We start from the raw sequence: 13,496 nt of genomic DNA on the forward strand, positions 1-13,496 counted from the left end.
ATTCGAAAGGTACCAGGACGGGCAAAAGATCGAGGCTCAGTTCGCCGGGATGTGGTGCGGCTTGGTCGCCTCGGAGCCGGGGCCGGGTTCGGGCGCGGGCTTGGGCATATCGGACGCGGCGAAGCGCGGCACCATATCGTCGGCCATGGCGACAGCGTAAACCGCCGAGGCAATCTCGACGGCACCTTCGCGCACGTCGGGCTCGTAAATGCGCTCGTAGGTGTCGAGATTTGTGTGATGCGTGAAGGAGCCGTAGTCGAACGGATCCTGCGCAAGGCCGATTCCCGGCAGACCGGCATTGTTGAATGAAGTGCTGTCGGTGCCGCCGGTGCGACGACTGTCGGTTGGGATCGAGCCCATAAAGCCCCAGTCCGCGAACGGGGCGAGCGCGTTGCCAATCATCTGAGCGGCGGCTGCGGGACCGAAGACCATCGCGCCGCGAGGCTTGCCCGTGCCGGAATCGATGTTGAAATAGGCGTCGAGCGTGGCGTACTCGGGCTTGGGATCTTCGAAGCTGCCGAAATGCTGCTTCACGTAGGCGAGCGAGCCGAGCAAGCCTTCTTCTTCGCCGCTCCACAGAGCGACGCGAATCGTGCGGCGCGGATGCACGTGCAGCGCGGCGAGAATGCGGATGGCCTCGAGCATCATCGAAGCGCCGATGCCGTTGTCGGTGGCGCCGGTGGCGCCGTGCCAGGAATCGTAGTGACCGCCGAGCATGACGACTTCGTCTTTTTTATCCGTGCCGGGGATTTCGCCGATGGCGTTGTAGACCGTGGTGCCGCGAGGATATTCGCGATTCTGAATATTGACGCGGAGGGTGACGGGCGTGCCGTCGTCCATGATGCGCGAAATGCGGCCGTAGTCTTCGTTGCGCATGATGAGCGTGGGAACGGCGCGCGTCCAGTCGTAAGTGTTGTTTTGCTGCGCGACGATTATGCCGTGGGCGCGGGCAGCGTCATTGACGCGCACGAGCGCGCCGTTGTCGACTAGGAATTGATCGACCTGGCGCGAAACTTCCGCGCGCGACAATTCGCCTTCGGGTAATGGCTGCGGCTGAGGAAAGCGAAAAGGACGTGGATTCGCGGAACTGAATCGCGACTTCCATTCTTCTTCGGGACGGCGCATGGGAGCGGGAAACATATCTTCGGGAACTTCGACGTGCTTTCCGACAAAGACAATCGCGCCGCGGACTTTGGCGCGGACGGAGTTCAAGTAGGCATCGAGCTCAGCTTGCGTGGGCTGCTTGGGCGGTTTTGGCTTCGCGGCTGGAGGCATCGGCGGCGCGCCCCAATTGGGTTCCTGCGGATGTGGCGTGTTTCCGAAGAAATTGAAGCCGCCGGTGGGCGCGGCCAATCCGGGAGGATCAATGAGAACGACGCTCGCGGTGGCGACACCTTTGGTGCTGGGAGTCCACGCAAGAGGCTTGACCATCAACTGACCGTGAAACGGAGAAACGGCATCGGCCTGCAATTCCATATTCTCCCAGCCGGGGACGGGCGTCGCAGCGCTCGGCGGCTGAAAAGTCCACGGCTCGAGATGAACGTTGGAAAGGCCCCAGGAGGTCATGGTTTTCACGGCCCAGTCGTCGGCGGCCTTGAGATTCGGCGTGCCGGTGAGGCGCGGGCCATGGACGTCGGCGACTTCGTGAATGATCCACATCATTCTGGAATTGTTGGTCTCTTCCGCGCGGAACTGCGCGTAGACTGCGGAAACTCCCGGAGCCTGCGCAGCCATGGGCGTGACGGCCATGATGATGAGTGCAGCGAGAGATGCGAGAATTTTTTTCACGGTTCCTCCTCGACGGCGCAAATGGCGAAACACAGCGGAAGCCGACCTGATTCTTCCCGGAGCGCCCGCCAATATACGCTTAGAGGAGGCTTGGCGCAATTTATTGGAGCGGATTGGGAGCGGAGCGATGGGTTTACGAAATCAATGAGCGATTTAGAATTTTGAGTGAGTGCCGCGAAAGGTGTGGCGCGGGGAAACGCTGCAAGAAAAATCGCGCGGGAAGAAACAAATAAAAATAATTTTGATTTGTGCTGGCAAGTGAGATGCCAATTGTGTTATTTCTCTCTGCAATGACACGGGGATTTCATTTGCGGTGGTCGCAAACGCACATTTCCCACCACAAATTCTTCTGCCTGCTGCGATATACCGCCAGTTATTTTTAACTGCGAATGCTGTTTGCCTTTGCGACGCTCGAACACGGCGAGCGTGCGAATTCCCATTCTCGGGTGAAGGGAGGATTCATGCAGACAGTGATGGAGACGCAGACGATGAGCGCGATCTCGTCGTTCATGAAAAAACATTTCCGGCATTTCAATGCGGCGGTGGTGATTGACGCGGCGGAGGCGTACATCAAGCACGTGACGAGCGGCGGAAAAATGTTCCTGACGCTGGCCGGCGCGATGAGCACGGCGGAACTGGGGCTGTCGCTGGCGGAAATGATCCGGCAAGGCAAAGTGCACGGGATTTGCTGCACGGGCGCGAATCTGGAAGAGGATCTTTACAATCTGGTGGCGCATTCGCATTACGAGCGCGTGCCGCATTACCGGCAACTCAGCCCGCGGGAAGAGGCGGACCTGCTGGACCGGCATTTGAATCGCGTGACGGACACATGCATTCCGGAAGAAGAAGCGATGCGACGCATCGAGCGAATCGTGATGGAGGAATGGCACGCGGCGGACCGCGCGGGCGAGCGATATTTCCCGCACGAATTTTTGTACAGGATTTTGCTCAAAGGAAAATTGAAACAGCACTACGAAATCGATCCGAAGGACAGCTGGATGCTGGCCGCGGCGGAAAAAAATCTGCCGCTTTTCGTGCCGGGATGGGAGGACTCGACGCTCGGCAACATGTTCGCGGGACAGACGATTCAAGGCAAAGTGAAAAATGTGACGACGATGCGCGGCGGCGTCGAGTACATGATCGAGCTGGCGCGCTGGTACATGGAGACGGCGACGCGGACGCCGCTGGGATTTTTCCAGATCGGCGGCGGGATCGCGGGAGATTTTCCGATCTGCGTGGTGCCGATGCTGAGCCAGGATTTGCGGCGAGACGATGTGCCGCTGTGGGCGTATTTCTGCCAGATCAGCGATTCGACGACGAGCTATGGATCGTATTCGGGCGCGGTGCCGAACGAAAAAATCACGTGGGGAAAGCTGGGAATTAACACGCCGCGATTCGTGATTGAATCGGATGCGACGATTGTGGCGCCGCTAGTTTTCGCGTACGTTCTCGGATGGTGAGAACTGAAACCGAAAACGAAAACGGGACGCGAAGCAGCGATCTCAGCGCGATTTTTCGAGAGCAAGAGCGAGGCCGAAGCCGACGAGCACGGCGCCGGTGACGCGGTCAATAGCCTTGGCGACGCGCGGGCGGCGCAGCCACGAGGAAAGCAAATTCGTGGCGGAGATGAGCACGACGAACCAGAGCAGTCCTTCGGCGACGTGAATGGAAGCGAGCAGCAGGATGAAGGAAGTCACGCCGACGCCAGCGGGAATGAATTGCGGCAGGAAAGTGACGTAGAAGACGCCGACTTTGGGATTGAGGATGTTGCAGAGGAAGCCGCGGGCGAACCAGCGTGCCGCGCTTTCAGAAGAAGCCGCTGCTGCGACTTCTGCAGAAGCCAGACGTTCTGTCTCGGCGAGCGCCGCGGATTTGCGAAAGAATATTTTTCCTCCGAGATAAATCAAGTAACAAGCGCCGACGATGCGAAGCGCGTTGTAGGCAAGATGCGAAACGGCGAGTAGCGCGCCGAGTCCTACCGAAACCGCGAGAGCCCAGCCGAAAAGTCCGCTGCAAATTCCCGTGCCAGCGAGCCACGCGCGGCGAGGACCTTCGACGGCGGCGGTGCGGAGGACGAGAGCTGTGTCTAGGCCGGGCGTGATGGTGAGAAGCGCCGCGGCGATGGCGAAAGCGATGAGCGCGTGAGGGACGGTCATTTTGCGCGTCTTGATTCGAAACCAAATCCAAATCCGATTCCACATGTAACGGACATCCCGGCGCGGAATCACTGGCTATTGTAGATGCGAGAACGCGCGCGGCGTCGCGGAAAAAATCGGGCGGACGGCACGAATTTCGATCATTCCCTGGGCTTGAGCTTGAGACGGGACTTATTCTCTTCGAGAAAAGCGCGGAGGCCGTCGGCGCTGTCGAGGAGACGAATCCACTGCTCGTAATAAAGCGTGACGGGGAAGCGGCCGAGACCGTAAATGCTGACGCCGCCTTTTTCGCCGACGCGAAACTCGAGCGAGCCGCGCTTTCGCGAGCCGGCCTGCTGTTCGAGTTCGGCGATGCGGGCGAGAAGTTCTTCCTTGGTCGGTTCGGACATAAGCGCGATTCCTTTCGGGCGAAGGTTTCGATGAGCTATGGAAATTCTACTACGAGTTCGGCGGTTCGCGGAATGAGAGGCGGCGCTGGGCGCTGGTTCAGCGTGAATTCTGAATTCTTGCGCCAGGATCGAGAAAATTCAAACTGAACACCACCATGCGGCGCCAGCGCGCGGCGTCTCTTGCTATACTGGCTGGCCTGCCGAATGCGGCGGGGCGATTCATGACATCTGCAACTTCCGAGCGCAAGAAACTATTTCTGGTGGACGCGATGGGGTACATCTTTCGCGCCTACTACGCACCCATGGGCGAACGATTCGAGCACAACGGCCTGCCGACGAAAGTTCCTTACATTTTTGCGACGATGATCCGGCGGCTGATCGAAAGCAAAGAGCTTGCGCCGGATTATCTGGGCATCGTGTTCGATACGCCGGAGCCGACGTTTCGCGACAAGCTTTTCGACCAATACAAGGCGCAGCGCGCGCCCGTGCCGGACGATTTGATCGTGCAATTGCCATTTGTGCGGAAATATTGCGAAGCGATGCGGCTGCCGATTCTGGAGATGGCGGGATACGAGGCCGATGACGTGATCGCGTCGCTGGCGCGGCAGGCGGCTGAGAAAAAACTCGATATTTACATCGTGACGGCGGACAAGGATTTCATGCAGCTGGTGGGCGGGCCGGTGCGGATGCTGAATCCGTCGAAGGGCGACCTGATCATTGACGAGAAAAAAGTCGAGGAACTGATGGGCGTGCCGCCGTCGAAGGTCGCGGACGTGATGGCGCTGATGGGCGATGCGATCGACAACATTCCCGGCGCGCGAGATCCGAACGAGAAGCCGGCGCCGGGCGAGCGGCGGAAGCCGGGCATCGGCGACGTGGGGGCGCGGACGCTGATCCAGCAATTCGGCAGCGCGGAAGAAGCGATCCGGCGAGCGAAGGAAGTGAGCCGCACGAGTTATCGCGAGGCGCTGGAGAACAACGCGAAATTCGTGAAACTGAGCAAGGAGCTGGCGACGATTCACGCCAAAGCTCCGGTGAAGCTGGAACTCGACACGCTGCGGCTGCGGCAGCCGGACTTGAATGTGCTGCGCGAATTTTATGCGGAGCTGGGATTCACGTCGCTGCTGAAGAGCTTGCCCGCGGTGACGATGAGCGGCGAAACGGATTACGCGAATTTCGAATCCGCGAAAGAGCTGCGAGAATTTCTGGAAAAACTGTCGGCGAAAGATGAGGTTGCGGTGTGGCTCGCGTTCGAGAGCGACGATCCGGACGACGAGGGATATGGCACGCGCGTGCGAGCGATTGAAGTCTCGAACCGTGCGGGATTCGCGCGCGTCTGTGCGAATGACGAAAGGGATTCCGCGCTGGCAGCGATTGCGGATTGGATGACAGACGCGAAACGACCGAAGATCGCTCATGATGCGAAATTGTTCGAGCTGCTTGGGCTGAGCGACGCGGAGGCAGCGAAACGCAATGCGGCTGGGGTACGGCACGCGACGATGCTCTATTCGTATTTACTGCGGCCGACGACAGCGAATCACGCGTTTGCAGAAGCCGTGCTGCGGCAATTGAACGTGACGCTCTCCGGCGCGGCCGGCGAGCATGCAGATTTTCTGATGCGGCTGGCGCCGGCGCTGCGCGCGGAAGTGGAAAAACAGAAACTGGCCGAGCTCTACGCGAAAATCGATCTGCCGCTGGCGGGCGTGCTTTCGCGTATGGAACGCGCAGGCGTGCATATCGATCCGAAGTCGCTGAAGAAAATTTCGGCGACGCTGGAAAAGGAAATTGGCGCGCTGGAAAAGAAGATTTTCAAGCTCGCGGGAGTGGAGTTCAACATCAATTCGCCGGTGCAACTGGCGGAGGTGTTGTATGACCGGCTGGGACTGGCGCTGCCGAAGCGCACGCGCGCGAAAGCGCGTTCGACGGCGGCGGAAGTGCTGACGGAACTTGCCGCGCTGCATGAAATGCCGCGGCTGGTGATGGAGTATCGCGAGCAAGCGAAACTGAAATCCACTTACGCGGACGCGCTGCAGGAGCGGATTTCACCGCAGACGGGGCGATTGCACACGCAACTGAGCCAGACGGGCGCGGCGACAGGACGACTGGCGTCTTCGAATCCGAATTTGCAGAACATTCCCGTGCGGACGGAGCTAGGACGCGAGATTCGCGCGGCGTTTGTGGCGGAGAAAGGAAACGTGCTGCTGTCAGCGGATTATTCGCAGATCGAACTGCGCATCCTGGCGCACTTCTCCGAGGATCCAGTGCTGGTGGAGGCGTTCCGGCGCGCGGAAGATATTCATTCGCGGACGGCGCAGGAAGTTTTCGGCGTTGCGCCGTTCGCGCAGACGGCGGAGCATCGGCGCGCAGCGAAAGTGATCAATTTCGGAATTATCTATGGGCTTTCGGCGTTCGGGCTGGCGCAGAATCTGCAGATTGACCAGAAAGAGGCCGTGAAATTCATCGCCGCGTATTTCGTGCGCTACAAGGGCGTGAAGAAATATCTCGAGCGGCAAGTGGAGGAGACGCGGCAAATCGGATTTACGCGAACGTTGTTCGGGCGCATCCGGCCGATCCCGGAAATCAATTCGCCGCAGGCGAATTTGCGAAACTTCGCCGAGCGCACGGCGATGAACACGCCGCTGCAGGGTACGGCCGCGGATTTGATCAAACTGGCGATGATTGACATCGACGGGAAGCTGAGCGAAGGAGAATTCGCGTCGCGGATGATTTTGCAGGTGCATGACGAATTGTTGTTTGAAGGACCGAAGAGCGAGATGGAGCGGCTGACGCCGATGGTGCGGGAGGCGATGGAGAAAGTTTACGAACTGCGCGTGCCGCTCGTGGTGGACATGAAGATGGGCGAGAACTGGCGCGATATGGAGCCGGTGGGCGTAAAATAATGCGGCGGTTTCGAGCTGCGAAGCAGAATCGCAAGAATCGGAGGAGGAGAAAATGGCGCATGATCATGCGGCGGGGTTTTTGGCGATCGTCAACGACGCGAAGAAGCGCGTGAAGGAAGAGGATTTCCGCGAGACGAAGAGGCGGTTGGACGCGGGAGAGAAAATGATTCTGGTGGACACGCGCGAAGACAATGAATGGTCGAAGGGGCGTATTCCGGGCGCGATTCATCTGGGCAAAGGCGTGATCGAGCGCGATATCGAGAACGCTGTACCGGACAAGAATGCGCGGCTGGTGCTTTACTGCGGCGGAGGGTTCCGCTCGGCGCTGGCTGCGGATAATCTGCAGAAGATGGGATACAAGAACGTGATTTCGATGGACGGCGGCTGGCGCGGGTGGACGGAGGCGGGATTTCCGACAGTGAAGGATTAGCGCGGCGGGCTAGAGCTCGGTGAGGACGCGATGGACGAGATGGATGGCGATGGCGCCTTCGCCGACGGCGGAAGCAACGCGCTTCACGTTTCCTGAACGAACATCGCCTACGGCAAACACGCCCGGGAGGCTCGTTTCCAGCATTTGTGGAGGGCGTTGCAATGGCCATATCGGTTTTTCGCTGGCCACGTCGATATCTCTGCCGGTGAGAATGAAGCCCTTGTCGTCGAGAGCGAGACATCCGCGCAGCCAGTCGGTTCGGGGCGAGGCTCCGGCCATAATAAAAACGTGGCGAATGTTGCGAGTTGAAGTCTGGCCGGTAACGTTGTCGCGCCAAGTCACGCGCTCCAGATGAGAATCGCCTTCGAGGCCGACGATTTCCGTTTTGTAGTGCAATTCGATGGCGGGATTTTGCTCGATGCGCTGAATGAGATAGCGCGACATGGTGTCTGACAACTGACCGGAGCGCACCAGCATATAAACCTTGCTCGCGGTTTGCGAAAGATAGACAGCGGCCTGGCCGGCGGAATTACCTCCGCCGATGATGATGACTTCTTCCTGCTCGCAGAGTTGCGCTTCCATGAATGTTGCGCCGTAATAAATGCCCTGGCCTTCGAACTTCGCAAGATTCAGAATGCCCGGCTTTTTGTATTGCGCGCCGGTGGCAATGACCAGCGAGCGCGTGACGAGCCTGGTGCCATTGTCCAAGACCACTTTGTACGGGCGCTTGGCGCAGTCCAATTGCACCACGTCGTGCGCAATCATCATTTTTGCGCCGAATTTTTGCGCCTGGACAATGGCACGATTGGCGAGTTCCTGGCCGGAGACTCCGGTCGGGAAGCCAAGATAATTTTCGATCTTCGAGCTCGAGCCCGCCTGGCCACCGGGAGCTTCGGTTTCGACGACGAGCACGTCGAGGCCCTCGGAGCCAGCGTAGACGGCCGCTGCAAGGCCGGATGGTCCGGCGCCGACAATAATCAAGTCGCGCACCTGCGTTTCATCGATGCCGGAATTAAAACCAAGGCAATCGGCGAGCTTCGGAATCGTTGGGTTGCGGAAGACGAAACCAGTGCCACCGCAAATGATGACGGGGATCTCGTCGATGCTTACGGAGAAGCGGTCGAGAATCTCTTGCGAAGCCTTATCGGTTTCGAGATCCACATAGGTATAAGGATGGCCGTTACGGTTCAGAAATTCGCGCAGGCGGAGGGTCTGGGCCGAGTGTCGCGAACCCATAAGAATGAGATTGCCCTGCCCGCGGTTGATGAGCTCGAGACGGCGCAGAATGAAAGCGCGCATGAAAATTTCGCTGAGTTCCGCGTCGCGGGCAATGAGCGAGCGCAGGCCATCTCCGGCGAGTTCCAGGAATTCACCGGGCTCGGCGACACGTCCCCGGACGAGGCAGCGCTTTCCGGAGATCATGGTGATCTCGCCAGTGAACTCCCCGGGACCATGCGTCGCGACAGGCCGCTCACCGGTGAAGTCGGGCTGGACGATTTCCATGCGGCCGGAGAGAAGGACAAAAAAGGGAACGTCCATGTCACCCGGTTCGAAGAGAATGTCGCCGGTTTCAACGTGTCTCAACCGGCCATGCGAACGAATGCGGTCAATCTGTGGCTCAGACAGAACTGGAAACGCTTGCGTCCGAGGATCAAGCACAGAAGGGATTGGTGTCGAGAAGGCCATTTTCTCTCTGGAAGCGTTTGAAAGGTTATTAGAGCACGAAGTCGAGGGTTTGGCGAGTCGAGGTGCCTGTGTAGCGCGCCGGTGGATCGGATAGAAAAGCTCCATCTTCGAAAACCCGATGAGATTCAGAATGGGCGAACGGTTGGCTGGGGCGGTTGGATTCGAACCAACACCGTCTGCATTAACAGTGCAGCGTCCTACCGATTGGACCACGCCCCAACGCGGGCGAGGAATTTCTGTGAATATTTTAGATGAGGGGAGGGGTTTGCGGGATTTCCGCTCGCTTCAATAGGGGGTGGAAGCGGTGGTGGAGGGCGGCGAAACCGATGAGCACACCCCCGCCGTTTAGAGGGTAGGTTTTCGTGGAGGTCGGCGGGAGAGGTGTCGAGGGAAGCAAGCCGGCCCAGCCCTCAATCCCCTAAAGGGATCCTCGGCTTGCTTTCCCCCTACGCGAGAGGGATAGGCACGCGGGAAGCCATTCATAAGCCTTTTAATTTCAGTCAATTGCTGATTGGGCGGCGAGTAAAAATCTCCAGTGCCCAGTAAAAACTCCCCGCGAAGGCGTGATTTGACCTCGATTGGATAGTCTAAATGGAGGCAGGGTCGCGCGTCACGATCCAGAAGATTCAAATTCCTCCACCATGTGCCTGCTGCGGTTCTTGACCAGCGCGCGGATGGCTTGCTATGTTGATGGATTAAGCTGGGCGAATTCTACGCACAGGGCGACGGACGCGCCTGTACGAGACCAGTTCAGCCACTGAGCCTATGGGATTGCAGAAAATCGTCGTTCGCGGCGCGCGGCAACACAACCTGAAGAACATCAGCCTGGAAATTCCGCGGAACACGCTGACGGTCATCACGGGCCTTTCGGGCTCGGGGAAGTCGTCGCTGGCGTTCGACACGCTATACGCGGAAGGGCAGCGGCGGTATGTCGAATCGCTTTCCGCCTACGCGCGGCAATTCCTGGATCAGATGGAGCGGCCGGAAGTGGATTCGGTCGAGGGACTTTCGCCGGCGATTGCCATCGAGCAGAAGACGACGACGCGATCGCCGCGGTCGACCGTCGGAACGATTACAGAGATTTACGATTACCTGCGCGTGATTTACAGCTCGATTGGCACGCCGCATTGCCCGAATTGCGGCAAGCCCATCACGCGGCAATCGACCGAGCAGATTGTGCAATCCGTGCTGGCGCTGAAACCGGATGAACGGATCATGGTGCTGGCGCCGGTGGTGCGCGGGCGCAAAGGCGAATACAAGAAGGAGTTCGAGAAATTCGCGAAGGCGGGATTCACACGCGCGCGCGTTGATGGAGATTTGGTCAACCTGGACGATCCGCCAGCGCTCGACCGACGGCGGAATCACACGATTGAAATCGTTGTCGACCGGCTGCTGATCAAAGAGGGCATCGCGAAGCGGTTGGAGCAGTCGATTGAGACGGCGACGAAGCTGACTTCGGGGCTCGTGACCATCGCGATTGTCGGCGGCGAAGAGCACATGTATTCGGAGAAGCTCGCATGCGCGGACTGCGGAATTTCCGTGCCGGAGATCGAGCCGCGGTCGTTCAGCTTCAATTCGCCGTACGGCGCGTGCCCGGAATGCCATGGGCTCGGCGCGAAATTCAACTTCGATCCGGGGAAAATCATTGTGGACTGGTCGAAGCCGCTCTTCGAGGGCGGACTCGGGCCGGGCGCAGGCTCCGCGTATTTGCAGCGCACGCTGAAGATCGCGGCGCTGGCGCACAAATTCGATTTGGCGATGCCATTTGAGAAACTTTCGCGGAAGGCGCAGAACCTGATTCTTTACGGCAATCATGAGGGAGGGCGCGCGGCGAAAGGGCTGAATTTTCAGGGCATTGTCGATTTCCTGGAAAGCAGTCTCGAAGATTCGACTTCCGACGATTATCGCGAGTGGCTGACGCAATATATGTCGCCGACGGCTTGCGCGGCGTGCGGGCAAAAACGGCTGCGGGCGGAAAGCCTGGCGGTGAAAGTCGGCGGATATTCGATTGCAGATTTCACGGCGCTTTCGCTGGCGGCAGCGCGACAGGGGATTGACAAGATTCTGCCCGGGCTGACGCAGCGGCAACTGGCCATCGCCGGACGTCCGCTCAATGAAGTCGCGGAGCGCATCGATTTTCTGCTCGCCGTGGGACTGGGGTATCTGACGCTGGATCGTTCGGCGGCGACGCTTTCGGGCGGCGAAGCGCAGCGCATTCGGCTGGCGACGCAAATCGGCTCGCGGCTGCGCGGCGTGATGTACGTGCTGGACGAGCCGTCGATTGGATTGCACGCGCGCGACAACGGGCGGTTGCTGGGCACGCTTGAAACACTGCGCGATCTCGGCAATACGGTGCTCGTCGTCGAGCACGATGAGGAAACGATTCGACGCGCGAATTATGTGGTGGATCTCGGACCCGGAGCGGGGAAGACCGGAGGAAATTTGGTTGCGACCGGCGCGCCAGCAGAAATTGCGGCGAATGCGAATTCGCTGACGGGGCGATACCTCGCGGGCGCGCTGAAAATTCCTGTTCCAGCGCAGCGGCGGAAGGCGAACGGGAAATCGCTGCGCATCGTGGGCGCGCAGGCGAACAATTTGAAGAACATCGACGTGGAATTTCCGCTGGGCCTGCTGACGGTGATCACAGGAGTTTCGGGATCGGGCAAATCGACGCTGGTGAACGATATTCTCTACCGCGCGCTGGCGCAGAAGCTTTATCACTCGACGGAAGCGCCGGGCGCGCACCGCGCGATTCTGGGGCTCGAGCATCTCGACAAAGTGATCGAGATCGATCAGGCACCGATTGGGCGCACGCCGCGGTCGAATCCGGCGACGTATACGGGCGTTTTTACCCCGATTCGCGAGCTTTTTGCGATGCTGCCGGAATCGCGCGAACGCGGCTATCGTCCGGGGCGCTTCAGCTTCAACGTGAAGGGCGGACGCTGCGAAGCGTGCCAGGGCGACGGCCTGCGGCGCATCGAAATGAATTTTCTGCCGGATGTTTATGTGCTGTGCGAAGTCTGCCGCGGGAAACGCTACAACGCGGAGACGCTTTCGGTGCGTTACAAGGGCTATTCGATTTCCGATTTACTCGAAATGCCTATCGAAGACGCGCTGCCGGTGCTCGAAAATATTCCGCAGATCAAACAGAAGCTCGGGACGATGGTGGATGTGGGGCTGGGTTATGTGCAGCTCGGACAATCGGCGACGACGCTTTCCGGCGGCGAAGCGCAGCGCACGAAGCTCGCGCGCGAACTTTCGCGGCGGCAGACGGGCCGGACCCTCTACATTCTCGACGAGCCGACGACGGGGCTGCACTTCGACGACGTGAAGAAGCTGCTCGATGTGCTGAAGCGACTGGTGGATCTGGGGAACACGATCATGATCATCGAGCACCATCTGGATGTGATTAAACAGGCGGACTGGATTATCGATCTGGGTCCTGAAGGCGGCGAGGGCGGCGGGCATATTGTCGCGCAGGGTACGCCGGAGCAAGTCGCGCGCAATAAAAGATCCTATACCGGCGCTGCCTTAGCGCCTTCCCTCAGCAATAATCATGTCTCAGCACCCAACAAATGAGCCCGTAGCAGCCCTCCTTCATAGTCCTCGATTCAGACCTTGGAATACTTAGAATGATGGCACTCAGCTTCGTCAACTGGATACTTGCCGTAGTTGGCGCGATAGGCGGTTGTTTCGGCGTTGCCAGTTTTTTTTATGTGCGTCGGCAAACGAACTTGATGAACAGTCAGGCTCGGGGCGAGGAAATTCGCAAAGTCGATGATGCCGAGTGGTCAGCCAGGTTTGAGGAGGCAGCCACCACACTTGCGAGGGTTGGCCCGAAATGGATTGGCCCAGAGGGGGAGTTTTACCACTCGCAATTTGCTGACCCGAATGTGAGGACGAGAATCGAGCAGCACTTGATTCATATTGGAGGACAGAATCGGGATGTTTTCCAAGCGAAGTCTGTCAATACCGAGGCGTTGCGCGTCCCTGCCATTCGCCAAACCATTGACGAAGTCCTGAAAACATTGAACAGTTTCAAGACCGAACGACCGGATGATGCTGAACGGCTTGGCCTCTGAGCTTGGAAGAGAATCTATCGCATAGCGAAATCCGATTGGCGGAAGGCGGCGAGCGCCTTATAATT

9 protein-coding genes and 1 tRNA gene are annotated in these 13,496 nt (G+C 58.9%); 5 read left to right on the forward strand and 5 right to left on the reverse strand.

Annotation, left to right across the window (positions count from 1 at the left end; genetic code table 11):
* Positions 1–36: 36 nt before the first annotated feature.
* Positions 37–1,788 (reverse strand): M20/M25/M40 family metallo-hydrolase, encoded by a 1,752-nt coding sequence (locus VGR81_03120; GenBank protein HEV2287924.1) that lies wholly within the window; start codon positions 1,786–1,788, stop codon positions 37–39.
* A 461-nt stretch (positions 1,789–2,249) separates the two neighbouring features.
* On the opposite strand from VGR81_03120, the gene VGR81_03125 reads away from it, so the two are divergent.
* A complete protein-coding gene (locus VGR81_03125; GenBank protein HEV2287925.1) occupies positions 2,250–3,248 on the forward strand; it encodes a deoxyhypusine synthase family protein in 999 nt (332 codons plus the stop codon).
* Between the two features lie 42 nt (positions 3,249–3,290).
* Here VGR81_03125 and VGR81_03130 read toward each other — a convergent pair whose 3' ends face one another.
* Complete coding sequence (locus VGR81_03130; protein HEV2287926.1) at positions 3,291–3,944, reverse strand: LysE family translocator; 654 nt, start codon at positions 3,942–3,944, stop codon at positions 3,291–3,293.
* A 140-nt stretch (positions 3,945–4,084) separates the two neighbouring features.
* A complete protein-coding gene (locus VGR81_03135) occupies positions 4,085–4,333 on the reverse strand; it encodes a hypothetical protein (GenBank protein HEV2287927.1) in 249 nt (82 codons plus the stop codon).
* A 221-nt stretch (positions 4,334–4,554) separates the two neighbouring features.
* Between VGR81_03135 and polA the strand changes: the two genes are divergently transcribed.
* Both polA and VGR81_03145 read left to right on the forward strand, forming a co-directional pair.
* A complete protein-coding gene (gene polA, locus VGR81_03140) occupies positions 4,555–7,233 on the forward strand; it encodes a DNA polymerase I (protein ID HEV2287928.1) in 2,679 nt (892 codons plus the stop codon).
* A gap of 52 nt (positions 7,234–7,285) precedes the next feature.
* A complete protein-coding gene (locus VGR81_03145) occupies positions 7,286–7,663 on the forward strand; it encodes a rhodanese-like domain-containing protein (protein HEV2287929.1) in 378 nt (125 codons plus the stop codon).
* A 9-nt stretch (positions 7,664–7,672) separates the two neighbouring features.
* Here VGR81_03145 and VGR81_03150 read toward each other — a convergent pair whose 3' ends face one another.
* Together VGR81_03150 and VGR81_03155 are read right to left on the reverse strand one after the other, a co-directional pair.
* Complete coding sequence (locus VGR81_03150) at positions 7,673–9,349, reverse strand: FAD-dependent oxidoreductase (protein HEV2287930.1); 1,677 nt, start codon at positions 9,347–9,349, stop codon at positions 7,673–7,675.
* A gap of 143 nt (positions 9,350–9,492) precedes the next feature.
* Positions 9,493–9,568 (reverse strand) — tRNA-Asn (locus tag VGR81_03155).
* A gap of 546 nt (positions 9,569–10,114) precedes the next feature.
* On the opposite strand from VGR81_03155, the gene uvrA reads away from it, so the two are divergent.
* Both uvrA and VGR81_03165 read left to right on the forward strand, forming a co-directional pair.
* Positions 10,115–12,928 carry an excinuclease ABC subunit UvrA gene (uvrA, locus tag VGR81_03160; GenBank protein ID HEV2287931.1) on the forward strand — a complete coding sequence of 938 codons (2,814 nt, stop codon included), beginning with the start codon at positions 10,115–10,117 and terminating at the stop codon, positions 12,926–12,928.
* A 53-nt stretch (positions 12,929–12,981) separates the two neighbouring features.
* The gene (locus tag VGR81_03165) at positions 12,982–13,431 is read left to right on the forward strand and encodes a hypothetical protein (protein HEV2287932.1); all 450 of its coding nucleotides are present in this window, start codon (positions 12,982–12,984) and stop codon (positions 13,429–13,431) included.
* The last annotated feature ends 65 nt before the right edge of the window (positions 13,432–13,496 follow it).

Source organism: Candidatus Acidiferrales bacterium, from assembly GCA_035934015.1.
Taxonomy (GTDB): Bacteria; Acidobacteriota; Terriglobia; order Acidiferrales; family UBA7541; genus DAHUXN01.

Bases quoted from the DNA above. Each gene is read 5' to 3' on its own strand.
- VGR81_03125 (HEV2287925.1), top strand. From the start codon at position 2,250: ATGCAGACAGTGATGGAGACGCAGACGATGAGCGCGATCTCGTCGTTC.
- VGR81_03130 (HEV2287926.1), bottom strand. From the start codon at position 3,944: ATGACCGTCCCTCACGCGCTCATCGCTTTCGCCATCGCCGCGGCGCTT.
- VGR81_03135 (HEV2287927.1), bottom strand. From the start codon at position 4,333: ATGTCCGAACCGACCAAGGAAGAACTTCTCGCCCGCATCGCCGAACTC.
- polA (HEV2287928.1), top strand. From the start codon at position 4,555: ATGACATCTGCAACTTCCGAGCGCAAGAAACTATTTCTGGTGGACGCG.
- VGR81_03145 (HEV2287929.1), top strand. From the start codon at position 7,286: ATGGCGCATGATCATGCGGCGGGGTTTTTGGCGATCGTCAACGACGCG.
- VGR81_03150 (HEV2287930.1), bottom strand. From the start codon at position 9,349: ATGGCCTTCTCGACACCAATCCCTTCTGTGCTTGATCCTCGGACGCAA.
- uvrA (HEV2287931.1), top strand. From the start codon at position 10,115: ATGGGATTGCAGAAAATCGTCGTTCGCGGCGCGCGGCAACACAACCTG.
- VGR81_03165 (HEV2287932.1), top strand. From the start codon at position 12,982: ATGATGGCACTCAGCTTCGTCAACTGGATACTTGCCGTAGTTGGCGCG.